Raw genomic sequence first — 26,109 nt, 5'->3', positions numbered from 1 at the left:
ATTGAGAGATTTTTATTAATTGACGCCAATTTCGTCTACAAAAAGCCACGCTTTTGAATCTGCACCAGGATTTCCGGCAGGAATAATTCCTGCATTTTCTATTTTAATTTTAATGAATTTTGAATTCTGGTTTCCAACTTTCAAATTGATTTTCCCTTTGGCTTTAAGAATTTCATCTTTACCGATTTCTTTAATCGTTTTAAAGTTTTTGCCATCATCAGAAATTGAAATTATTGCTGATTTTGCCAAATGAATCCAGCTTCCTTTATTATCTAACGTATTGAAATAAACTTCTGAAAACTTTATTTTTTCGCCTAAATCTAATGTCGCTACAACATCTTTCCCTTGAAAACCCAGCCATGTTTTTCCCAATTGTTTTACATTACCTATAATTCCGTCCACTAATGTAAAAGCTCCACCGAAAGAATAATTTTCACTTGGCTGATGTTCTAAAGTAATTGCTTTGCCGGTTGTTTTCGAAGGTATAAACTCCTGAGAAGATATTGCACTTTTCAATACTCCATTTTCAAAATAAGCTGATTTTACAGTCATTGCTTTTGAAACAGGAATTGGATTTTGATAATTTGAAGAAGTTGATTTAGTCTCACTTCCATCTGTTGTATATCTAATTCCATTTGGATTTTGCGAGGTTGAAAGTTCGTAAGAAGTTCCATTTTTGCTAGGAATTACTTTTCCGCCAATATTATAAATACTTTTCGCATAATTGATGTTCATTTTATCTAAAATTTTAAAATGCTCCACCACTCTGTTTTCAAATTCCTTATAATTTTCAGGATCTGAAGTTCCCCACCCGACTTCAGAAAGCGCAAACAACCTTGGGAAAATCATATACTGAACCTGTTTAAAATCAAGAATATATTCCGTCCACAAATTAGCCTGAACTCCTAAAATAAATTTCGACTGTTCTACATTTAATTCAGAAGGAATTGGGTTGTAAGAATACACTTTTTCCAAAGGCGTAAAACCTCCAAAAGCATTCGGTTCAGTTTGCGGGTCACCCTGATAATGGTCAAAATAACAATAAGAGCCCGGTGTCATTACGGCAAAATGTCCTGACTTTGCGGCTTCAGTTCCACCTTTGATACCTGTCCAGCTCATCACAGCTGCGTTTGGAGCTAAACCACCTTCTAAAATCTCATCCCAACCGATGATTTTTCTGCCTTTTGAATTGACATATTTTTCAATTCTATGGATGAAATAACTTTGTAAACCGTGTTCGTCTTTCAGATTGTTTTTCTTAATCAATTCCTGACAATGTGCACATTCTTTCCATCTTGTTTTAGGGCATTCGTCACCACCGATGTGAATATATTGCGATGGAAACAGTTGGATTACTTCATCTAAAACATTCTCTAAAAACGTAAACGTTTCGTCTTTCGGACAGAAAACATCATCAAAAACGCCCCATTTTGTAGCCGCTTCAAAAGGACCTTTTGTACACGCCAATTCAGGATAAGCCGAAAGTGCAGCCAAAGCATGACCCGGCATTTCAATTTCAGGAACAACCGTAATATGTCTTTCTGTTGCATATTTTACAACTTCTTTAATTTGTTCCTGTGTATAAAAATACGGACCATAAGGTTTTCCGTCAAAAGTATTGTCGACATATGCTCCAATCATCGATTCTTTACGTTTTGAACCGATTTGTGTGAGCTTTGGATATTTTTTAATTTCAATTCTCCAACCTTGGTCATCCGTTAAATGCCAATGAAAAGTATTCAATTTGTACATCGCTAAATAATCAATGTACTGCTTTACTTCTTCAACGGTGAAGAAATGACGGCAAACATCGAGATGCATTCCGCGCCATGCGAATTTTGGAGAATCTTCAATCTTTAGAGCAGGTATTTTGCCATTTTCAGAAGTTTGAATAAGTTGGAGAAGGGTTTGAATACCGTGAAATAATCCCGATTTATCTTTTCCCGTGACAGAAATAAAATCTGCTGTTATTTGAATTTCGTAATCATTATTTAATTCTTTTTTTAGGTTTAAAAAGATAACGTTATCACCATCACCTCGATTGTTTTTTGATAAATCAAAACCTTTAATCTTGTTTAGAGATTTTAAAAAAAATTGGTTTTCAAAAGATTTGTCTACTCCTTTTACAACCGTTTGATCATTAATATTAAATTCTCCTTTTTGAAATTCAACTTTTTGAGGATAAGGAATTAAATTTAATTGGGATTGGGAAAAAAAGAATCCCGAAAATAGAATAGAAAATAGAAGTAAAAAACGTTTCATTTCTGATTTTGATTTGAGTTTAGCGAATATAATTATTTTCTGAGGATTTTTCTGGTGGTATTGATAAATATAATGTGTCGCTCCTACGGAGCTCAAATTTGTGTTCTTATTTTTTTCTACAAAGGTTAAGCTCCTCCGGAGCTTTGTAAACGAAGTGGATAATTCTTTAAATAAATTTTTAAAAATTATTTTCTAATAAGAATTTTAATTAAAAATATCGTTTTCTAAGAGTTTACTTAAATTTTAATAAGTAATTTTTAATAGCCTTTTCTTAATGGTAAAAATAAATATCAAATTTAAATAGGCTCTAAAAATAACAAACAATATTTAACTTTTTCAATCTTAAAATATCTAATTTTGTATAAAATAAACGATGAGAAAAACATTTTTTTTAGCAGCTGGATTATTATTTTCAGTTTCTGCACAGTCACAGATTTTAGATGCGATTAAATCTACCGTTAAAAGTCAAACCGGTATCGATTTAAACAATCCTAAAAAGAATACAACGTCTACTACGACATCAACTTCAACACAATCTTCTACAAGTTCTTCAGTTAATTTAAATAACTTAACATCAACTCAAATTTCATCAGGTTTGAAAGAAGCTTTAAATTTAGGCGTAGCTGAAGGTGTAAAAAAGCTTGGTGTAACAGATGGTTTCTTAAAAAATGAAGCGGTAAAAATTTTAATGCCTGAAAAATTAAGAGTGATTGACACCAAACTTCGTGCTTTCGGATTAGGAAGTTTAGCTGATCAGGGTGTAAAGCTTTTAAACAGAGCCGCTGAAGATGCCGTTACAGAATCTGCTCCGATCTTCACAAAAGCTATTACATCAATGACAATAACAGATGCCAAAAATATTTTATTGGGTGGCGATAATGCTGCGACTAACTATTTGCAAACAAAAACGCAATCTCAACTTTTCACTGCTTTTCAGCCAAAAGTAAAAGCTTCTTTGGGAAAGGTTGGCGCCGATAAAGTATGGACAAATTTGATTTCAAAATACAATACACTGACCGGACAAGCTGTTTCGACAAATTTAAATGAATATGTAACCAACGAAACCATCAATGGTGTTTTTAAAATGGTAGCCGAAAAAGAAAGCGGTATCAGAAATAATTCTGTGATGAGAACGACGAGTATTTTGCAGAAGGTTTTTGGAGCGCAGGATGGAAAGTAATCTCTTTCTATCAATACAAATTAGGTTTAATTAAATATGTTGATTATCCGAAGTTAAAAAATCACCAAAATTATGGGATAAGTTTAGTCGGAGCCAAACCATACTGTTTTTTAAACGCAAACGAAAAGTGGGAAAAATCTTCGAAACCCAGATCAAGATAAATATCAGAAGCTTTTTTCCCTTTTTCTAAGAGATAATGGGCTTCCTGTAATCTTTTTTGGAGCAGCCATTTTCCTGGAGCTATACCAAATATTTTTTCAAAATCACGTTTAAAAGAAGCGAGGCTTCTTCCCGTTAAATAAGCAAAACGCGGAAGCTTCACATTGAAATGATAATTTTTTTGCATAAATTCTTCGAGGTTGATTTTATGCGGATTCGAAATATCGTACAAAATATTTTTTAGTGACGGATTATGCCCAAACAAGAGCAATAAAGCTTCTTTTTGCTTTAATATTGCCAATTCGGGAGATTTGTTTCCTAATAAATCCTGATATTGCAACAAAGATTCCATAAAATATTTGAGGTGAGTTGTTTCGGATACATCCATAAAAGCAGGTGTCTTTTCTTTTTCTTCAAGTATAAAGTTTTCTTCTTCACTCATCTGCTTTAGTATTTCATCATCAAATCTTATGGATAAAGATTTAAATTCAGCTTCTTCGCCAGGTTTTTTAAGAAATTTCAACAATTGGTTTTTATTCACAAGATAAATATCTCCTTTACCAAACGTTTTTCGGTGAATTCCGTCATTAAGTTCCATTTCTCCGGAAATTACAATCGACAAACCATTAAAGGAAACAAACTGCTCTCCTTCACGAAAAACGGTAAAGTAGCAGGAATATGTTATATATTCTATATTTTCAGACATTTCTTTAGGATTAAAAGTCAAGTCAAAAAGCGTTGACCTGACTTATTTAAATATACTATTTTTTGAATATTTCCTTTTAGTAATCACGCTTTTTTTAACGCAAAGTGTAATCTTTTTTTAAACTAATCACTGTTTAAATTATTACATATTACTGATATTCACTATTTTTTTAGACCAAAATTGATTTCGGTTCCAGGTATTCTTCCAAACCAAATGTTCCGAATTCTCTTCCGATCCCCGATTGTTTGAAACCTCCGAATGGTGCCAAAGGATCATGTTTAAAACCATTAACACAAACCCGTCCTGCTTCTATTTGGGAAGCTATTTTCAGCGCACGGTTCTCATCGGAAGAAGTAATATAAGCTGCTAATCCATAAGAAGTGTCATTGGCAATAGCAACCGCTTCTTCTTCATTTTCATAAGAAATGATTGATAAAACAGGACCGAAAATTTCTTCCTGCGCAATACGCATATCGTTTCGAACATTGGTGAAAATAGTTGCTTTTACAAAATTTCCATTTTCAAGACCTTCTGGCTTTCCAGTACCGCCTGTTAATAGAACAGCACCTTCGTCCAACCCAAGTTTAATATAGCTTTGTACTCGATTGTATTGATTTTCGGAAACCATTGGTCCTACATTCGTGTTTTCATCTGCCGGATTCCCTACAAGAATCTGAAGTGCCGCTTGTTTTGCCAATTCATTGACTTCTTCTAATCTTGATTGAGGCACCAATAAACGAGTCGGTGCAATACAGGCTTGTCCGCTGTTCATATAAGCTCCAAAAACAGCTTGTGGAATAGCTTGCTCAAAATCAGCATCATCCAGAATGATATTGGGAGATTTTCCGCCAAGTTCCAATGTCACTCTTTTCATAGTATCTACCGCTCCTTTTGCAATCATTTTTCCGGTATTTGTAGAACCTGTAAAAGATATTTTTGCAATATCAGGATGATTCACAATTTCGTTCCCTACAATGCCTCCCAATCCGTTGATTACATTAAAAATCCCTTTCGGAAGTCCTGCTTCGTGAAACCATTCTATAATAAGTTGAGTCTGTAAAGCACTCATTTCGCTAGGCTTCACTACAACCGTACAACCTGCTGCAACAGCAGTTGCAAATTTACTACATATAAAACTGTTGCTGGAATTCCAAGGAGTAATAATCCCTACTACGCCTAAAGACATCATCTGTACCAAGGTGTTTCCTGCTTTTCTGTCAAACTCGAAATCACGTAGTGTTTCTATCATATCATCAAAAACACGAGTCATATTATCTATGGAAAAAGTACAGAATTGTCTTGTTCCTCCATATTCCTGAATCATGGTCTCAATAAACTCATCTTTTCGTTTATCTACAGAATTTTTTAAATTTTTGAGGATTTGGATACGCTCTTCAACACTGGTTTTTGAAAAAGTTTTAAAAGCCTCTTTTGCTGCTGCAATCGCTTTTCGGGTATCAACTTGATCAGCTAAAATCACTTCCCCAATTTTCTCATGATTTGAAGGATTGATAAGTTCGAAAATTTCTGTTCCGTGTAATGCTGTAAATTCGCCATTGATGTAGGCTTTGTCTATACGTTTCATAACTGTATGTTTTAATTTTGTAAGACAAAGTTGAGGGAATTTCGAGAAAATATTTTTGTTAAAAAGCTCAATTAAATTTTGTTGAAAAGCTCATAATTCCGAAAAATATCACTTTAAAAATTATTTTTTATAGAGAATTGCGAAAACTGATTAATATAGAAATTAATTCTCTTAACTATATTCCAGATATTTTGTGATGAGAAAATTTGAAAAAACTTACTGACTATTAATTTATAGAAGTAGATTTAATTTAATAGTCACTTACTACAAAGTAATACATTAAAAAAGGCCGTTCAAATGTATAGAACAGCCTTTTTTTATTTAGAATTGCATTTCAGGAATATCGCCTTCAATGATTAAATCTGCTTCTGTGGATTTTATAATGTGTTCTACAGAAACTCCGGGAGCTCTTTCAACCAATTTGAAACCAGCTGGAGTCACATCAAGAACTGCTAATTCAGTAACTACTTTTTTCACACAGTTGATTCCGGTAAGAGGAAGTGTACATTTTTTAAGGATTTTGCTTTCTCCAGCTTTGTTTACGTGCATCATCGCAACGATGATATTTTCAGCTGAGGCTACTAAATCCATTGCGCCTCCCATTCCTTTCACCATTTTTCCTGGGATTTTCCAGTTGGCAATGTCTCCGTTTTCTGAAACTTCCATCGCTCCAAGGATGGTCAAATCAACTTTTTGGCTTCTGATCATCCCAAAACTGAATGCAGAATCGAAAAATGAACCGCCATCAAGAATGGTAATTGTTTGTTTTCCGGCGTTGATAATGTCGGCATCTTCTTCTCCTTCAAAAGGAAATGGACCCATTCCCAAAACGCCGTTTTCGCTTTGAAACTCTACTGAAAGATTATTAGGAACGTAATTGGCAACCAATGTTGGAATTCCAATTCCTAAATTTACATAATATCCGTCTTTTACTTCTTTTGAAATTCTTTGTGCAATTTGTTCTTTAGTTAGCATAGCATAATCTTATCCCGCCAAATTAGCCATTTTTTCAGAATTACGAAAATACTTTCTTTCTTATCCTATGATAAATTTTACTTCGCAAATTGTCGTAAATTTGTAGGCTTTTAATTTTACAAATGAAAATTCTATTAAACTATTTAAAACCTTATAAATGGCTAATTATCGCATCGCTGTTGTTAGCTTCTATAAATCAAGTCTTTTCGTTATTTGCACCTGCTATAACCGGGAATATTTTGGATAAATTGGTTAACCAACCCAACCATTTCGATAAAGAAAAACTAATCCCAAGAACGTTGAATGAATATCTCTACGGAACCGATATTTATCATGGAGTATTCTATTTTTTAGCTTTATTGATCGGAACGGCAATGATCAGTCGAATCGCCAAAGCATTTCAGGATTATGTGGTAAGTGTAATTATTCAAAAATTTGGTGCTCAGATTTTCACCGATGGTCTACAACACTCTATGAGATTACCTTTTCAGGAATTTGAAGATCAAAGAAGTGGCGAGACACTTTCTATTCTAACCAAAGTACGTGAAGATTCTGTGAAATTTATCAATAATTTCATTAATGTATTTTTTGGAATTTTAGTAAGTATTATTTTTGTTTCAGTATATGCAATCCGTTTGCATTGGTCGATTATGCCTGTTTATGTTGTAGGAATTATTTTTATTGCTGTTGTCACCAATTTATTGAGCAAAAGAATAAAAACCATCCAAAAAAATATTGTTTCAGAAACTACTAATCTTGCAGGAAGCACCACAGAAAGTCTTAGAAATATTGAGATTGTAAAAAGTTTGGGACTGACCAATCAGGAAGTTGAACGATTAAACAACAATACGTACAAAATCCTGAATCTGGAATTGAGAAAAGTAAAAAGCATCCGCTCGTTAAGTTTTGTACAAGGAACTTTGGTCAATTTTTTACAGCAAGTCATTACTTTTACTTTATTATTATTAATATTTAAAAATATTGTCACTCCAGGACAATATTTATCACTGATGTTTTACGGATTCTTTATTTTCGGACCGATGCAGGAAATTGGAAATATCATTATTTCTTATCGTGAAGCAGAAGCATCGCTTCAAAATTTTGACCGAGTGATGAAAAAAGAAGTTGAGCCCAAACCTTTAACGCCGAAAAAAATCGGAGCCATTGAAGAATTAGAATTCCAAAAAGTATCTTTTCAACATCAGAGTGCCCATTATAAAGCATTAAATTCTATTTCATTTGATGTAAAAAGTGGTGAAACCATTGCTTTTGTAGGACCGAGTGGTTCAGGAAAAAGTACATTGGTAAAATTACTTGTAGGATTATACAGACCACAGGAAGGAAGTATTTTTTATAATAATATTGACGGAAAAGAGTTTGATTTTGATGAATTGAGAAATCAAATTGGTTTTGTAACACAGGACACTCAACTTTTTGCGGGAACAATAAGAGAAAATCTTTTGTTTGTGAATCCTTCTGCAACAGAAGAAGATCTTCAATTAGCTTTAAAAAAATCAAGCTGTACTGCTCTTTTAGAACGCGCAGAAAAAGGAATTGAAACCGTAATTGGTGAAGGCGGATTAAAATTAAGCGGTGGTGAAAAACAAAGAATCGCCATTGCCAGAGCGCTTTTAAGAAAACCTCATCTTCTTATTTTTGATGAAGCAACGTCTGCTTTAGACAGCATTACTGAAGAAGAAATTACGACAACCATTAAAGAAATTTCTAAAGAAAAAGAACAAATCACTGTTTTGATTGCACACCGATTAAGTACGATTATGCACGCAGACAGAATTTATGTCTTGGAACGCGGACAAGTCATCGAAACAGGTTCTCACTTACAATTAATTGAAGAAAAAGGATTGTATTATGCAATGTGGAGACAGCAGATTGGAGAAAGGAAAACTTTAGCGTAGAAGGAAGTTGGAAGAGAGCTGTTGGTTGATGGAAGTTGAAGTTTACATGATTGAAAACAAAGATTGTTCATTACGCTTCGCTTCATTCAGAATGACAATTAGCTTACAAATACTATAAAATTACCCCGAAAGTTGATTTCGGGGTATTATTTTTTAAAAGAACAATTATAAACTAAAAAATTAATCTTTTTTTCTCACAGTTCTCTGCTCGATTCTTTTTTCAAAATTTTCACCTTGGAAAATTCTTTGAATCATAATTCCCGGAATATGTATTTGATTAGGATCTAATTCGCCCGGAGCAACCAATTCTTCTACTTCAGCAATGGTAATTTTCCCTGCTCCCGCCATTGGATGGTTGAAGTTTCTTGCTGATCCTTTGAAAATTAAGTTTCCTGCATGATCACCTTTCCAGGCTTTTACGATTGAATAATCTGCTTCGTAAGCATGCTCCAAAATATGTGGCTTTCCTTTGAAATCTTTCACTTCTTTACCTTCTGCGACTTCTGTCCCGAAACCTGCAGGAGTATAAAATGCAGGAATTCCGGCTTGAGCAGCACGGCATTTTTCTGCTAAAGTTCCTTGTGGCGTTAGTTCAACATCTAATTCGCCTGATAACATTTGTCTTTCAAATTCTGCATTTTCACCAACATAAGATGAAATCATCTTTTTAATTTGTTTTTTATGAAGCAATAATCCCAATCCGAAATCATCAACTCCCGCATTGTTTGAAATACATGTTAAATCTTTTACATCACTTTCTACCAAAGCGTTGATCGAATTTTCTGGAATTCCACAAAGTCCGAATCCTCCCAACATTAAGGTCATTCCATCCTGAATTCCTTCAATGGCTTCTGCAGCATTTTTTACTCTTTTATCTATCATGAAATATTTGATTTTTTTCCGTTTTAAATTTAAACATTTTTATCATATCCACCGTATTCCAAATGAATTTTGAAAAGCATTAAAAGATTTTTATGTTTAAACTTAGCTTACTTTATTGTTAAAAATAAAATAGCGGAAACAAGTTCCGCTATCTATCAATAAGTTGTGAATATTTTTATTCTATGATCAATTTTAAAGTAAATAATTTTCTCGTATGAACTTTTACAAAGTAAACGCCTTTTGGAAGATTCTCATTTACTAAAGAAAAACGCTGATTTTGTACGTTTTCAGATTTATATAAGAGCTGACCTGTAGCAGATAGCAATTCGATCTTTTCAATTGGATAATCACTTTTAATAAAAGTCGGCTGACCTGGTTTTGTAGGATTAGGATATATAACTACATTTTTCTCGGTCTTATTTTTAGTTTCCTCAGTTCCCAAAGTTCCGGCAGTAACCTGAAACTGTACTCTGTTTGAAACTTCTGTGTAAGAATCGTTGGTAAACATCACCATATAATAATTACCTGCTGTGGTTGGCACTCCATTTACATTTCCTATAATGGCTTTTGTACCTTGAGCTAAACCATCAAAATAAGTATATGAAATGAATTGATCATCAGGAACTGAAACACTTTGAGGGTAAATTCCTAACCAGTCTTTGATAATTCCCGGAGAATCCGTCCATGAAGCGGTGATGTTTTCACCCAATGTATACACTGGTTTATTGATCCAAAGATCTGTAACGATATCTCCTACTTTGAAGAAAACTTTTTCTCCTACTGTTGTATATCCATCTTCAAGAAAATACTGAGCATAATAATATCCTTTTGGAAGACCTGTAAAATTAAGAGTTCCGGAAGCAGTTGTTACATAACTCCATTTTGCAGCCGGAGTTGGTCCCGGAACTTGTCCCATTTTGTAAATTCCGATCCAGTCTTTTGTTAAATTTGGTCCATTATTAAAATTAACAACAACTGTTCCTCCAACAGGATACGCATCAACCGTTGTCTGAAGTACAACTTTTGGCCCTACATAAAAGTTTTTTCTAGGAGCAATTTCCGTATATCCATTATTGGCAAAAAAACCTACAAAATACTGCCCTTTAGTTGCTAAACCATTTGGAAAAGTAGCTACTCCTGAAGTTTGTCCGTTGGTATAAACAAAACCTTGAGAAATTGTCGTTGCAGGATTTTGACCTTTTTTATAAAGCCCTACCCAATCCTGTTGATTTCCCGGCCCGTCATTGTAAGTTGCTATAATTGCTTCATTCTGCAAATATTCTGTCTTATTTAAAGCAAGGTTAGGATTTGAAACTACACTTCCTGTGATTTCAAACTGTTTTACATCACTCCAATCACTCCACTCCATATTTCTGTCTCTGTAACGGGTTTTCACATAATACACTCCGTTAGTAATAGAGTTTGCTACAAAAGTGGCTTTTGTGATATCAACACCTGCATTTAAGTTTTTAGTAACATCAGGATTTCCGTTACCTTCTTTTCCGAACCAGTTTTCGTAATCTCGGTAAAATTCTTTTTCGATGACCGAGAAATCAGGCGCTTTACTTATTAAAAACTGAGTCGTATTTAAAAGTTCGTTTGCCGGAGAAGAAAAAGCACTTCCGTTTAATGTTAAAGGTAAAGTTACAGGAGCCGAAAATGTATTTGTAATTACAGGCTTCTGTGGTTTAGGTTTATTTTTATATCGGTGGAATGAGTCGATCAACACATTATCTTTTTGTGTATAGATCCCTCCAATAGAATAACTTTCGATATCTACTTTTCCATTAGCTACATCAACTTCAATGATTTGATACGTCCAATCGGTTAATGTTTTTTGTACATCATCAAAATCTTGTTCTGTTGACATTCCCCAATATTGATCCCAAGCCGTTCCACCAGAAATAATCTGGTAGTTTGGAGTGTTTTTTAGTTGTCCTCTGTGATAAAGGTGATGGTGAGCTCCAACGTGCATCAAATATTTATCAGATCCTGCTAAAAGGGGCACTGCATTGTTTCTTACCCAAGTAGAAATATCACCAACATATTGCTCTGCCTGATAAGGTCTGTGGCTTAATGAAATAATCCAGTCAACCGTAGGGTCATTATTTGCTTCAGTCAAAATCTGCTGAAGCCACGTTTGCTGTGCAGAACCTGTATGTTCTGAACTTAAACTTACAAACAAAACATTCCCTGCTTGTTGAGCATAATAATTTTCGTTACCAGATGTGATATTTTTATATTTAATTTCATCAATATTAAAATGGGCGTAGTAAGAATTCATTCCTAAAGTACCATATGTCTCATGATTTCCTACTGTTGTAAGAATCGGAAGATATGGTGATAGCTTTCTGTTCTTTTTAAAGTGAACATTTTCATAATGATCTAAGGTTCCCACATCTACCTGATCTCCTACCATAAAAGTCAAGGCGATATTATCAGAAGGATCTGAAGTAAGTCCAAATTTTTCTTTTATTTTTTTGTATGCTTTATAATTCAAAGAATCATATCGCGGTTCTGCTTTGATCTGGTTGTCTCCCATGATCAAGAACCTTATTTTACCATCAAGGGTTACAGGTTGTCCCGGAAGAGGAAGTGTTCTGAAATTATAAACCGCAGATTCATTGGCTCCGGTTTTTATTTTATAGTAATACTTGGTGTTGGGTTGTAGATTTGTAATTTTTGCGGTGTGATAATAGTAATTGTTATTGTAACCTGTATCAGAAAAGATATTGGTAGTTCCTGTTACCGTTACATTAAGGTTCGTGGGAGAATTTCCATAAAGAACCGTGGTTTCATTGTCTGAACTTGTCTTCCAGTTGACAATCATAGAATTGTGAGCCGGATTTTGTAAGTAAGGAAACAAAGCTTGCGCATAAGCAAGCTGGACGACGAAAAAAAAGAAAAAGAAATAATGCCTCATAATAGTTTTTTTTAGAATTGGATTGTTTTGGAATACTGTAATTTTAAAATCCCGCAAATATAAATTTCACTTGTAAACTCAAAATGACCCTAATAATAAGCAACCGTTAACTTTTTCGTAAAAAAGAACCTTTAAAAAAGTATTTTCTTATTATAAAATTGTTTGGCAAATTCAAAAAACATTTCATATATTTGCAGCCTGTTATTCAACCTCTGACGAAGTCCGTGTAAGTTGTTTAGCTTGACAAAAAATTTTTATTACAAAAATGGATTTATTAAAGTACGTACAAGACAAGTACATTACAAAAAAAGAATTCCCTGAATTCAAAGCGGGTGATACAATCACTGTTTATTACGAAATTAAGGAAGGGCAAAAAACAAGAACTCAGTTCTTCAAAGGAACTGTGATCCAATTGAGAGGAACAGGTTCTACAAAAACTTTCACAATCAGAAAAATGTCTGGTGATGTAGGTGTAGAGAGAGTTTTCCCTATCAACATGCCTGCTCTTCAAAAAATCGAAGTTGACAGAAGAGGTAAAGTTAGAAGATCTAGAATTTACTACTTCAGAGACCTTAGAGGTAAAAAAGCGAGAATTAAAGACGCTGCTTACAAGAAGAAATAATTCAGACAACAACACATACGAAAAGAGACTGCTAATTTTTAGCGGTCTCTTTTTATTTTTAAACCTATTTTTTAGGAGCTTTTTCCCGCTTTCTACTATATCTTTTCCGCCAACCCTTTTTCAGGCCATTTCAGAAAAAGGATATCGTTGCAATCGGGGCTAGTAAAAAGTGAAGCTTTAAAACCACCCCATCAAAAATTCAAAGAATTTTTAACAAAGGAGGAGTATTTTTATCACTTCTTGAATTCTCACCGTATCTTATTAAAGTTTATTCTCAATTTTGTAAACTTCCAACACCCCACTTCCATCGCCCATCATCCTACTTTATAAAATCATACAAAGCATTCCAGAATTTATCATAAACTTCGATGTGTGGAAGATGTCCTACGTTTTCAAGTTCTACTAATTTAGATCCTGCAATTTGCTGTTGTGTTTTTTTACCTAATTCCTGATACTGCCCCATCGTTGGTTGAATATCTTTACGCGCACGATCTTTTCCAATGGCAGTTCTGTCTCTTGTTCCGATGATCAATAAAGTAGGTGTTTTTATATTTTTAAATTCATAAACAACCGGTTGATTAAAAATAATATCACTCGTTAAAGCTGCATTCCAGGCAACTTGAGGATAGTCTTTATGCAACGTCCAACCTGCGATGAGATCGAGCCAAGGTTGATATTCTGATTTCCATTTGTTGTCGTAATAGAATTTAAGTTGATAATTTTTATACGTTTCTGCTGTGTTTTTCAATTCAGACTGATACGCTTCATCAATGGTTTGATATTTCGCTAAAACTTTATAATCTTCTAACCCGATTGGGTTTTCGAGAATTAATTTTTCAACAGTTTCAGGATACATTAAAGTAAATCTTGTTGCGACCATTCCACCCATTGAATGTCCGAGAACGATGATTTTGTCGATTTTTAAATCATCTAAAATTGCTTTGGTATTGCTTGCTAACTGAGCAAAAGAAAACTGGTAGTTTTGAGGTTTCGAAGATTTACCAAAGCCGATCTGATCAGGAATAATCACTCTGAAGCCTTTATCTGAAAGATCTTTTGCCGTTTTTTCCCAATACGCTCCGTTGAAATTTTTCCCATGAAGCAACATAATGGTTTTCCCGTTTGACTTTTTGGGTTTTACATCCATATACGCCATTTTTAGATTCTGTTTTTGAGAATTAAAATCTTTAAAATGAACCTCAAAAGGATATTGATAGTCGGAAAGCATCGCATCTAAAGGTTTTATTTGAGAAAATACAGAAACAGACGCTAATGAAAACAACATGACAACTGCAGCATTTTTAAAATATTTCATGAAAAATTGATTTTAGATATAAATTTAAAAAAACCGCTTCAAAAGAAACGGTTTTCGGTATTATTTATAATTTAATTATCATTTTTAAGATAACTGCTCATTAAGTACTTTCTCTTTTTTCGAAGGTAAATTCATTAAAACAATTGCCATTAGAATAAGTACAATTCCAATCCATTGGATAAGAATAACTTTTTCACCTAAAAGAACAAAAGCCATCGTTACAGATACCGGAAGTTCTAATGAAGAAATAATGCTCCCCAGTCCTAAACCTGTATTTGGAAACCCTAAATTGAATAAAATCGGAGGAATAATCGTTCCGAATAAAGCTAAAATAAATCCATAAGTCCAGAATATTGAATAATCAAATGGTCTTATATGTTCGGTATTTTCGGTAAAATTTAAATAAAAAGATTTTAAACCTTCAGAATACTGCGGCCCAATCTGTGCAAAAAACAGGAATACCAAAACAATAACAGAACCACCTGTTAACATAATGACACTTTTTCTAAGTACCGGTAAATGCGTTGCTAAAGTATTCGACGTAAACATGGTCATCGTAAAAGATGCTGCTGCTAATACTCCCCAAAAAATGCCATGCCAATCTAATTTTACCTCAAGATTAATTAGATTTGTTGCTAAAACGGTTCCCAACAAAACAATTAGTGTTGCAACCACTTTTTTAGCATTCGGAAATTTCTTGGTAATAAAACTTTCTACCACTACACTAAACCACACCGACTGCATCAACAATACAATCGCAATAGAAACAGCAATATATTGTACTGCTATATAATAAAACAGACTGGTACAACCTAAAGAAGTACCTGCTATCAAAAGCGTTCTGAATTCTTTTCGACTGGGTGATGGTAATTTCTTTTTTGATGTTATCGTCTGAATAAAATTCAGAATTAAAAGACCTGTAATCCCTAAAGCAAACTGAGCCGTTGTTACCTCAGAAGTTGTAAAGCCTTCTTGGTAAGACATCTTCACAAATGTAGCAAGCATTCCGTAAATACTCGCTCCAAAACCGACAAATAATACTCCTTTTAAAATATTTTTCTTCTTCATAATTTTTTTCGCAGCCGGCAAAGTTACGATATATTATTTTAAAAATAAGACTACTGCATATTAACAAAAATCACCTCAGGAAATCTGAAGTGACAATATTTATTAATTTTTTTAAGTTTTATTTCTTTACAATTATCCTTGAACTGATGTCAACTCCTATTCCTTGAAGTTTTACAACATATACTCCATTTTCAAAATCCTTTGTAGAGACCGAAATTCTAGAATCTTGTGATGATCTGTTTTCTGAAACAATCAGTTTTCCGGACATGTCATAAATCTGCAGATGAAGATTTCCGATGGTAAAATCTTTTAAGTAAATAAAAAATTCATCTTTTGCAGGATTTGGGTAAATCGCTATGAGATTTTTATCAATTATAATATTTGAATTTCCATCTGTACAATCTTTAGGTATTGAAAAGTCTTCTTTTTGATCGTTAATATTCATTTTATTTCCAGCCAAAGCATTCAACCCTAATCCTCTTTTGGCAAAAGTCTTCCAGATCATACATCGGTCTTCTCCTTTGGTAGTCAGCATTTCAGCAGACAAAATAGCATTCCGTCCATCGATAAATGTAGGATTGCAAGCTTGCAGTTTCAGTGCATCTGTTACCAACTGTAAAACTCTTGCACTTCCACTGTTTTTATTTGCTAAAACATCCGAAGAATACCCATATTTTGCAACATATTGCCAATGAAGATCCCAAAGCATCGATGCCCAAATAAAACCTATACTATGTACATCGGGAACTATTGCACCATCTTCCTCGATTTCCATACCGTTTGTTTTTCCGTAAGTGTAATTATTAATAGAAAAATCGGGAGAATATTTTGCAGGCCTGAACCCCGCTCCGGTTGTAGACTGTCCACTTGCATAAGTTCCTACAGTTCTTGGAACATTGGCATTATCACCAGGTTTGTTGGTCAACATTAAAGCAAAAAAATCTGACCAACCTTCACCCATTTGTTCTTTACTTGCAGATTTTAAAAGACAGGTATAACCGTTTCCTGTGAGCCTATTTGAAATTCCGTGTCCATATTCGTGAGTTACAATACCATTATCAAAGCTTCCATCAGGTGTAATTGCAGTTGTGGGATCACTTTTTAAAGTGACATTCACTGTTACTGAATTATTGACTTGTGTTTTAATAAATTTACCTTCATCATTTGTTATCAGAACCGAAGGAATTGTAATTGTAGCATCAGTTCCGCCCATTGAAGAAGGAAAATTAATTGCTGTAGAATTGTTATAAATAATTGCAGCAATAGCACCTGCATTTTGAGCGTTTTTTACTTTTAAAGCAAATGTACAGCCTGAAGCTCCTCCCCTTTCCATCAATCCTATTTTTCCGGTTAAAGATCCTGCAGGTAATGCAGAGCAGCCATCAATTGTAGAAGCCAGAACAACATCACCTGTAACTCCAGTTCCATTAAGTAGTGGCCCAAATTGAGCAGGACTTGCTTGTGGAACTCTCGGAATTGCTGTAATTGGCGCGTTATAAAAGAAATACCTGTTGACTGTAGACCAAAGATACATTTGCATCAAAGGTCTATTTCCGTCGGAAGGTGTTGTAAAATTGGCGTTATTTAAAGCCCTTCCATCTTGAGATTCTGCCAAAACATAATCATTTCCTTGTCCACCTTTACCGAAATTATTCTGCTGAAAGTTTCTTGCAGATTCTGTAAATCCGAACTGATAAAAAATATCATGTACTCTGTTATTAATATAAAACAAATTTGTGATAGCAGCACTTCGGTTAGATGAGGGAGTTCCGTTCATAGAAAAAGGGAAATCAAAATTTCTGTTTATACCTCCATCGGGAGAAAACCCAGGTTCATCTTTGTTTGCTGTATCTTCGTAAGAATACACATTATTTCCTCTTGTCGTTGTGTAACTTGTTGCTCCTGTAGAATGCCATCCTGCTGGCGAAGAAGCTAAAATCCAAGGATTCGAAACAATGGATCGGTTACCAAAAGTAGGAGCTTCAATCGGTAATGCAAAAACATTGTAACTCGCATTATCTGCAAGTTTAAATAAAGAGTTTTTTTGAAAATTTGCAGATTCTATATTATTTGAAATCCTAGATTCTCCAAAATAAGCATCTGAATGAAAATTACAGGATAAATTCAGGTTGTCTTTTGAAATAATTTCTCCTGAATTGGCATCTACCAAAATATTCCAATAGTTTGAAGATTTTGGCTCTTGAAAAGAAAATTCGTAGGCAAGTCTCAAATTATCATTTACATCAGCATACATTAATCTTTGTTTTACAAAGTTTTTATGAGCTGATTCCAAAGATGGATTTTCAAGAATTTGAAAGCTTTTTATTTCTTCTTTTCCTAAAGCTACAGCAATATTCCCAAGTGCTTTTTCTTTGTTGAGCGTTGCTGTTTCTGAAGTTGCAGTATTATAATTTTTCACAAAAGAATCTGAAAAATATTCAATTTTATCTTCTTTAATTATCGCTGTTCCTACTGCATTGTAAACAGGATATCCTTTGAATTTTTGTTGAATTTTTACAATTTCTCCTTTTAAAGATTCAGATGGATCTATATTATCGATTTGAAAATCTCTTAAATCTGATTTTTTAAAATCGTGAGCGTGTTTTGCAAGAATATAATTGGTTATCAATCTTTGCTGTTGCTGAGAAAATAAAACGTAAGGAGACAAAATAAAAAACGCAAATAAAATTTTCACATTTTTAGCCTTCATTTTATTAATAAAAATACAATTCATGATTTTAGTTATTAATATTCTATAAAAATAGTAACATTTTATGAAATCATATTTAAGATAACAATAAAAGAAAGTATATTAATTTCAATAAATCAAAAAGATCATCTCAAAAATGAGATGACCTTATATAATTAAACCTTAATAAGGTTATTATTTAGTAATAATAACTTTTGAAGTCGTATCGATTCCTAAACCTTTTACTTTAACAAGATAAGTTCCGTTGATCAATTTACTTGTAGAAATTGCTTTTTTAGATTCTGGTGAAATTTTGTTCTCTGTAGAAATTAATTTTCCAGACATATCATAAATCTCAACATCTACTTTTCCTAGAGTATTGCTTGGGAAATTAATATAAAATTCGTTTTTAGCAGGGTTTGGATAAATTGAAATTCCCACATTTTTAACCGCACCAGTTTCTGCTGTAGAAAGTAAACAATCACCCGGAACAGTAAAATCTTGCACCTGGTCATTAATATTAGTATTAGATCCTGCAGAAGCATTAAAACCTAAACCTCTCTTAGCAAAAGTTCTCCAAATCATACATCTGTCTGCACCTTGTGTAGTTGCCAATTCAGCAGCTAAAATTGCATCTCTTCCATTTACAAAAGTTGGGTTACATCCTTGTAATTTTAGTGCATCAGTTACCAACTGTAAAACTCTTGCACTACCACTTGTAGTGCTTGAAGTAACATCAGCAGTATAACCATATTTTGCTACATATTCCCAGTTTAGATCCCATAACATCGTTGCCCAAACAAAACCAATAGAGTGAACATCAGGAACGATTGCCTGACCATTATTATACTCCATCCCATTGGTATCTGTGTAGGTATAATCGTTAATGGTGAAATCTGGAGAATATTTTGCAGGTCTTATTCCACCTCCAGTAGTTGGTTGTCCGCTTGCATAAGTTCCTATTGCTCTAGCCATTGTTGAGTTATCACCCGGTTTTGTAGTCAACATTAATGCAAAAAAGTCTGACCAACCTTCCCCCATCTGCTCTTTATCTGCACCAGAATTCAAACAATTGTATCCAGTTCCTGTTAATCTATTGGAAATCCCATGACCATATTCGTGAGTAACAATACCATTATCAAAACTTCCATCATATTTTGTATCTAATCTCAAATCTACATTCACAGTTGTATTTGCAGCTAACTTTGTTTTGATATATTCACCTTCAGCATTGGTAATCAGAATAGATGGAATTGTAACGGTGGCATCGGTTCCCCCCATATTACCTAATGTAGAACCATTAGCAGCAGCATTGTAAATAATAACTCCTGTAGCTCCTGCATTTTGAGCATTTTTTACTTTTGAAGAGAAAGTACAGGTTGAAGCCCCTCCTCTTTCAATTAAACCTATTTTGCCAGCCATTTCTCCTGCAGGTAATGCAGTACATCCGTCTATAACACTTGCTAATTTCACATCTCCTGTAATCCCTACATCATTAAGACCAGGACCAAACTGTGCCTGACCTCCTATTACATTACGGGGAACAGCATCTGTAGGTGCATTGTAGAATAATACTTTGTTTGATCCCAACCAAAGATACATTTGCATTACAGGATTGTAATTATCGGGATAAGAGGCAAAGTTTGCATTATTATAACCACCTCCATCTTGAGATTGTGCAAAAACTTCGTCATCATCCAAACCTCCGTTTCCGAAATTATTGCTTTGGAAATTTCTTGCAGATTCTATAAATCCAAATTTATAGAAAATATCGTGTACCTTATTACTGATATAGAATAAATTGGTAGTAGCAGCTGACAAATTATTAATTGCTTTTGCATTGGCATCATATGGGAAATTAAAATTTCTAGTAGCGCCTCCGTCTGGTGAAATTCCAAAAGTATTTTCGTTAGCATCTTTATCATCGTATGCATAAACGTTATTTCCTCTTGTGGTTGTATAATGTGTAGTTCCGTTAGAATGCCATCCTTCCGGAGAAGATGTAAGAATCCAAGGGTTAGTTACAAGACTTCTTGCTGCAAAAGTAGGAGCTTCAGCAGGTAAAGCAAACACGTTATAAGAAGCATTGTCTGCATTAAATAACAAACTATTGTTATTGTTATTTAAAGAATAATATTCTTTATTTTGAGGCAAAGCTAAAACTTGTGAATCATGAGAATATGCCCCATCATGAAAATTACATGATAAATTCATATTCATTTTACTTATTACTTCTCCTGAATTAGCATCAATAACATAATTCCAATGATTAGAAGTCGTTGGTTCATGAACTAAAAATTCGTAAGCCAACTTTAGATTTCCTTTTTCATCAGAAGCATACACTAATCTCTGTTTTGCGGCAACATGTTTATTTTGCCCTTGCTGAAAGAAATCTAAAAGTGGAAGATCTGAAATTTCATTTTTACCAAGATCAGCTGCTATTTTACTAAGTGCTGCTTTTTTATTTAAAGAAGCATTTGCAGGGACTGAACTTGTATAATCTTTAATAAAATTATCGTTAAAGTAAGTAACGATATTATTTTTAATCAAAGCTGTAGCTACTGTTCCATAAACTGGAAGCCCTTTATAAGTCTGTTGAATTTTAACAACATCACCATTCAATGATTTTGAAGAGTCAACATTATCAATAATAAATTGATTAAGATCTGATTTTTTATATTCCCTTAACTTATTTTGAGAAATATACGTTTTAATCAACACTTCATTTGACTGGGCAAATGACACTGAAGGTATTACTGCGAAAACTGCAATAACAAGAGGTAGAATTACTTTTTTCATTTCTATAATTAAAGGTGCAAATGTATAATTAATTCTCAATTAATACTACCATTAATTAAAATATTGATTACATTTTTCAATTAAAATCTAATCAATATTTAAATAGTTAATTATCAATATTTTAAAATTAAATTTAATGCAAATCACATATATAACTTATTGATTTCCAACACCACACACTTAACACTCAATAGCATTTTAAACTATTTTACAACTATTATTTGGGGTTTTCCGAGACAAAAAACTTTTTTTAAGCATTTAAAATTTAATTCCACTCTCTATGATTAATATAATTTTACCTAATATTTATTCAAATTTTAATAATTAGTTTTAATTTAATAAAATTCAATTAATAATGATTTAATTTATGATTTAATCAAAAAAAAACCACTCTTTCGAGTGGTTCTTATGATAAAAAATGATCGTCGGATTATTTACCTCCTTCCATTTTCTTTTTCAATTCTGCTAAAGCATCGATGTCTCCAAGAGTTGATCTTTCTTCGTTGTTTGAAGAAGAAGATACATTTCTGTTAGAAGATTCTTTCACATTCTTTTTCTCTTCGTCTCTGAAGATACCTGTGTGAGAAACTACTACTCTCTTGAATTCTTTGTTGAATTCGATTACTTTAAACTGAGCATCTTCACCTTTCTTGATTTTAGATCCGTCTTCCTTCTCTAATAATCTTGATGGGCAGAAAGCTTCAACTTCAGCATCTTCGAATTGTACAGAAGCACCTTTATCGTGTACTTCTACAGCTTTACCAGCGTGTACAGTTCCTTCAGCATATTTAGTTTCAAATTTGTCCCAAGGGTTTTCTTGAAGTTGTTTGTGACCTAGAGATAATCTTCTAGCTTGGATGTCTAATTCTAAAACTACAACATCTAATTTATCACCAACTGCACAGAACTCAGATGGGTGCTTGATTTTCTTAGTCCAAGAAAGATCAGAGATATAGATTAATCCATCAATACCCTCTTCCAATTCTACGAATACACCGAAGTTTGTAAAGTTTCTTACAGTTCCAACGTGTTGAGAACCTACAGGATACTTAGTTTCGATATTTTCCCATGGATCTTTAGATAATTGTTTCATACCTAAAGATATTTTTCTGTCTTCTCTATCAAGAGTAAGAACTTCTGCTTCTACTTCATCACCAACTTTTACGAAATCTCCAGCGCTTCTCAAGTGAGTAGACCAAGACATTTCAGAAACGTGGATCAATCCTTCTACACCTGGAGCGATTTCTACAAATGCACCATAGTCAGCAAGAACTACTACTTTTCCTTTTACTTTATCACCAACTTTCATGTCAGCAGAAAGAGCATCCCAAGGATGAGCTTCTAATTGCTTCATACCTAATTGGATTCTTGTTTTCTCGTCATCAAAATCAAGGATAACAACTTTTACAGTCTGTCCGTCTTCTAGGATTTCAGATGGGTGGTTCACTCTAGACCAAGAAAGGTCTGTAATGTGGATCAATCCATCAACACCTCCTAAGTCAATGAATACACCGTAAGAAGTAATATTCTTAACAGTACCTTCAAGAACCTGACCTTTTTCAAGCTGAGCGATGATTTCTTTTTTCTGACCTTCGATATCTGCTTCGATCAATGCTTTGTGAGATACAACTACGTTTTTGAACTCAGGGTTGATTTTCACAACTTTGAACTCCATAGTTTTACCTACGAACTGATCGTAATCTTTAATTGGCTTAACATCAATTTGAGAACCTGGTAAGAATGCTTCGATTCCATGTACGTCAACGATCATACCTCCTTTAGTTCTAGACTTAACAAAACCGTTAACGATTTCTCCAGTTTCGTGAAGCTCGTTTACTCTATCCCAAGCTTTAAGCGTTCTAGCTTTTCTGTGAGATAACTGTAACTGACCTGTTTTGTCTTCTCTTCTGTCTACCATTACTTCAACATCATCACCTACTTTTAGGCCTGGGTTGTAACGGAATTCGTTAAGAGAAATAACACCTTCAGATTTGAAGTCGATGTCTACGATAGCTTCTTTGTCAGTTAATCTTACAACTTTACCAGTGATAACGTCGTTATCATTTAAGCTGCTAAGAGATCCGTTATAGATTTCTTCAAGATCACTTTTTTCTTTTCTAGCATCTGCATCAAGACCTGATTCGAAAGAATCCCAATCAAATTGTTCTGGTGCTACGTTTTGGTTTAATAAAACCTCTGCTGAATTTGTCTCTTTTGACATTTTCTAATAAAATTTGTATTCCTTCTTTTTTAATGGTCTGAATAAATGTGGTTTTAAAAAATACGGAAGTAATTAATTTATAATAATTTACCTTTTCAGACCTATCCACAAAAAGTGACTGCAAAATTACAAAAAAAACTTGGATTCACAATTATGTTTATTTCAATTAATCTAGCAGGCAAAAGAGGCTCATATTAAAAACAAAAACAGATGAGCAAATTGCTCATCCGTTGAAAAACACAAATTATGATAAAATCATATTCCTTTAATTAATGGACTCTACAATTGTAGTATTAAGAGTGATTTTCGCTAGAAAACTACTCATATTATCACAAATGCTTCCATCAGATCTTGTAGCTTGTCCTCCATAGATAATCTTTTGTGTCGACAAATTAGAAGTTGAAGATATATTTCTCGCCATTACTTTTATCGAATGATTGCCAATAGAAAGGTTACTAACCACTCCATTTAAAATAAATTTATTCCATGAACATGTAAAATTTTCTTTTTGTTTATGGTATTTTCTAACTACAACAAGTACATCATCAACAAAAATACCGATAGCATATTCGTAATATTCATTAGAAGAAGCATCAAGCTGGGTCATTCCTTCCACTGTAAAAGCAAAGGAATTATTAACTCTCGTAAATGCTTTTGAATCTATTACTCCCAGAGAAGTCCAGCCTGCTGTACCTGATCCTAAATTGATAGCTCCAGGATTAAAACCGGTGATAATCGTACTTGCTGAAGAAGAAACAGAGCTTATATTCACGATATCTAATTTGGGTTGAAGCTGTTCTTTTGTATATAAAGAATTCCATCGATCTACTTCGAAATACGTTACCGTTTGCGGTAAAGATGATGTAGAATTGGTATTAAAAACGATATTTCCGTTTTGAGGACTTGGTACTGTAGTAACATCCATATTTGATGTTAAAGGAATTCTTGGAAGCAAAAATCCTTTTTTGTCTGAATCTAATTTCAAGACAGCCGTATTATCTAAAGCAGGTATGCCTTTGTCTGTAATCACAACTTGTGAGAAAAACAAATGAGGGATAACCGCTAAAACAATGATATAAAATATTTTTTTCATGATTAGTAAGGTAATGGTTGATTGACTAAGACTATGGCACTTATTTTTGGTTCATCATTGGAGATGTTACTGCAACTCGCACCTTTTTGACCGTAATTAATAGTTACGGTTGTGGTACTCGATCTATTCATCACCGCAAGCTTTAGATTATGGGTACCTACGCTGAGATTATTTATAAGACCTGTTATGGTAAACTCTCGGAATGCACATGTATTATCTACATTCATCGTCGCCGATTTTGATGAAATTAACTTATCATCTATAAAAATTCCCAAACCGTACGTCACACTTTCGCTACTTGAAGATGCATTATTTAATTGTAGCATTCCGGTAAAAGTAACCACCGCATTATTTGATGCTCTGTCAATTACAAAGCTGAATGGTGAAGGATCTGCAATCTCTACCCAGGGAGAAGCTAAAACACTTCCATTTACAAACGAATTAACTGACGTAGCATCTGCCGGATAATTACTGGTAGCTACACCGGTATTATAAATTTTAGAATAATATTTAGTAATTCCTAAAAGTAAGTTGATGTTAGCTGAACTAAAATAAAAAACCCATTTTGTCGAATCCCAGTAATACAAACCTTTTCCACCGGGAAAACCTACATTGGTATTGTACACCAATAAAGATTCTGTAGGTTTTGCAACCATGAAGCTATAATCGGAAACATTGCTGGGGTTTAGCGAAACTTTTGGCAACATAAACCCCTTATTTCCAGCTACGAGATCTAAAATTGCAGATTCATTCGGAGCACTAGTTCCAATCCCTACCGAACCAGCCTGTGCGTGAATATTAATTCCTAATATTAAAAATAGGAATATTAAATAATTTTTTTTCATGGTTTTGTGTTTTAAGATTTTTCGGTTAATTTGATAAACATATTTATCTTAGACATATCTGCGTTCACAGAAGAGGAGGCTGCACCCCCAAACTTCCAGCTGGTTGCATTAGTGTAATTATTGACCCTCATGGTGACATACGTTTTTACGGTATGATTACCTAAGGTCAGATTTTTGAACACAGTATTGATCGAAAAGAAATCATATTGAAAGGAGCGTCCATAATTGGAAGAATAATTTCGCACACCCGCAAGTTTACCATCTACAAAAATACCAATGGCATACGTATATGTATTAGAAGAGCTCAAATCTGTATTATTGGCCTGAACCATACCTTCCGTAAGTACAAAAACTGTATTATTAGTCTGAGTAATTGCGATGTCTTTAGAAAGACCGGGTACTTCTGTCCATACTGAACCTGGTACAGAATTTTCTGCATATATCAATGCTCCGGAAAGCGTACTCAAATCGACTGCCGAGGAGCTTGATGTACTGTAAGAAACCGTTAAACCAAGTACCGAATAAATGTTTTGAGAATCTACAAGCTCATTCCATTTATTAACTTCCCAAAAATTAAATCCTTTTTTTCCGGCAGCTGTATTATAAGCTAATAACCCAAGGGTAGGAGTCGCTGTAACCGGTGAGGCTAGATTAAGATTTGGAATGTTAAGGTTAGGAATTAAGACTCCCTTATTGGAAGAAGAGGTTTTTAGGAGCAAATCATTTTCTACAACCTGAGTTCCAATCCCTATTTGAGCATAGGTGTTTTGAAAAACAAACAGATAGAAAACTACTGCCTTAGATAGAAGTATTTTTTTCATCATCGTGTAATTAAATTATTAAATTTGTGTTTTTGTTAATATCCGGAA

17 protein-coding genes are annotated in these 26,109 nt (G+C 33.7%); 3 read left to right on the top strand and 14 right to left on the bottom strand.

The features are described 5' to 3' along the window. Window positions 1-15: 15 nt before the first annotated feature. Window positions 16-2,262: a family 20 glycosylhydrolase gene (locus B5X64_RS09110; protein WP_079464941.1), complete on the bottom strand. Its 2,247-nt coding sequence runs from the start codon at window positions 2,260-2,262 to the stop codon at window positions 16-18. A 373-nt stretch (window positions 2,263-2,635) separates the two neighbouring features. Between B5X64_RS09110 and B5X64_RS09105 the strand changes: the two genes are divergently transcribed. Continuing rightward, on the top strand, window positions 2,636-3,442 hold the full coding sequence (locus B5X64_RS09105) for a DUF4197 domain-containing protein (protein WP_079464925.1): 807 nt from the start codon (window positions 2,636-2,638) through the stop codon (window positions 3,440-3,442). 70 nt (window positions 3,443-3,512) lie between these two features. On the opposite strand, the gene B5X64_RS09100 is transcribed toward B5X64_RS09105, so the two are convergent. The 3 genes from B5X64_RS09100 to B5X64_RS09090 all read right to left on the bottom strand — a co-directional run bounded on the left by B5X64_RS09100 (window position 3,513) and on the right by B5X64_RS09090 (window position 6,867). After that, window positions 3,513-4,307, bottom strand: coding sequence for an AraC family transcriptional regulator (locus B5X64_RS09100; RefSeq protein ID WP_079464924.1), 795 nt, complete (start codon window positions 4,305-4,307; stop codon window positions 3,513-3,515). Between the two features lie 169 nt (window positions 4,308-4,476). Then, the gene (locus B5X64_RS09095; protein WP_079464923.1) at window positions 4,477-5,892 is read right to left on the bottom strand and encodes an aldehyde dehydrogenase family protein; all 1,416 of its coding nucleotides are present in this window, start codon (window positions 5,890-5,892) and stop codon (window positions 4,477-4,479) included. A gap of 321 nt (window positions 5,893-6,213) precedes the next feature. Next, complete coding sequence (locus tag B5X64_RS09090) at window positions 6,214-6,867, bottom strand: CoA transferase subunit B (protein ID WP_079464922.1); 654 nt, start codon at window positions 6,865-6,867, stop codon at window positions 6,214-6,216. 122 nt (window positions 6,868-6,989) lie between these two features. On the opposite strand from B5X64_RS09090, the gene B5X64_RS09085 reads away from it, so the two are divergent. After that, window positions 6,990-8,783 (top strand): ABC transporter ATP-binding protein, encoded by a 1,794-nt coding sequence (locus tag B5X64_RS09085; RefSeq protein WP_079464921.1) that lies wholly within the window; start codon window positions 6,990-6,992, stop codon window positions 8,781-8,783. A gap of 180 nt (window positions 8,784-8,963) precedes the next feature. On the opposite strand, the gene B5X64_RS09080 is transcribed toward B5X64_RS09085, so the two are convergent. Beyond that, complete coding sequence (locus B5X64_RS09080) at window positions 8,964-9,665, bottom strand: CoA transferase subunit A (protein ID WP_079464920.1); 702 nt, start codon at window positions 9,663-9,665, stop codon at window positions 8,964-8,966. Window positions 9,666-9,840: 175 nt separating this feature from the next. Next, on the bottom strand, window positions 9,841-12,588 hold the full coding sequence (locus B5X64_RS09075) for a fibronectin type III domain-containing protein (protein WP_079464940.1): 2,748 nt from the start codon (window positions 12,586-12,588) through the stop codon (window positions 9,841-9,843). 265 nt (window positions 12,589-12,853) lie between these two features. Here B5X64_RS09075 and rplS point away from each other — a divergent pair, with 265 nt between their 5' ends. After that, entirely contained in the window at window positions 12,854-13,210 is a 357-nt protein-coding gene (rplS, locus tag B5X64_RS09070; protein WP_007846341.1) for a 50S ribosomal protein L19, read from the top strand. A 319-nt stretch (window positions 13,211-13,529) separates the two neighbouring features. Here rplS and B5X64_RS09065 read toward each other — a convergent pair whose 3' ends face one another. The 8 genes from B5X64_RS09065 to B5X64_RS09030 form a co-directional block, all read right to left on the bottom strand. After that, window positions 13,530-14,525 (bottom strand): alpha/beta fold hydrolase, encoded by a 996-nt coding sequence (locus tag B5X64_RS09065; RefSeq protein WP_079464919.1) that lies wholly within the window; start codon window positions 14,523-14,525, stop codon window positions 13,530-13,532. Window positions 14,526-14,609: 84 nt separating this feature from the next. Next, complete coding sequence (locus B5X64_RS09060) at window positions 14,610-15,593, bottom strand: EamA family transporter (RefSeq protein ID WP_079464918.1); 984 nt, start codon at window positions 15,591-15,593, stop codon at window positions 14,610-14,612. 118 nt (window positions 15,594-15,711) lie between these two features. Then, a complete protein-coding gene (locus tag B5X64_RS09055; protein WP_079464917.1) occupies window positions 15,712-18,327 on the bottom strand; it encodes a T9SS-dependent M36 family metallopeptidase in 2,616 nt (871 codons plus the stop codon). Between the two features lie 150 nt (window positions 18,328-18,477). Next, window positions 18,478-21,081: a T9SS-dependent M36 family metallopeptidase gene (locus tag B5X64_RS09050; protein WP_079464916.1), complete on the bottom strand. Its 2,604-nt coding sequence runs from the start codon at window positions 21,079-21,081 to the stop codon at window positions 18,478-18,480. Window positions 21,082-21,511: 430 nt separating this feature from the next. Continuing rightward, window positions 21,512-23,302, bottom strand: coding sequence for a 30S ribosomal protein S1 (rpsA, locus tag B5X64_RS09045; protein WP_076562239.1), 1,791 nt, complete (start codon window positions 23,300-23,302; stop codon window positions 21,512-21,514). Window positions 23,303-23,567: 265 nt separating this feature from the next. After that, a complete protein-coding gene (locus B5X64_RS09040) occupies window positions 23,568-24,395 on the bottom strand; it encodes a hypothetical protein (RefSeq protein ID WP_079464915.1) in 828 nt (275 codons plus the stop codon). 2 nt (window positions 24,396-24,397) lie between these two features. Further along, window positions 24,398-25,240 (bottom strand): hypothetical protein, encoded by an 843-nt coding sequence (locus B5X64_RS09035; protein ID WP_079464914.1) that lies wholly within the window; start codon window positions 25,238-25,240, stop codon window positions 24,398-24,400. Window positions 25,241-25,251: 11 nt separating this feature from the next. Further along, window positions 25,252-26,061, bottom strand: a complete 810-nt coding sequence (locus B5X64_RS09030; protein WP_079464913.1) for a hypothetical protein — start codon at window positions 26,059-26,061, stop codon at window positions 25,252-25,254. Window positions 26,062-26,109 lie beyond the last annotated feature (48 nt).

The organism is Chryseobacterium balustinum (assembly GCF_900168205.1).
GTDB classification, from domain to species: domain Bacteria; phylum Bacteroidota; class Bacteroidia; order Flavobacteriales; family Weeksellaceae; genus Chryseobacterium; species Chryseobacterium balustinum.
The sequence above is the reverse complement of the archived record's forward strand: the minus strand, read 5'-3'. Positions and strand labels throughout refer to the sequence as shown.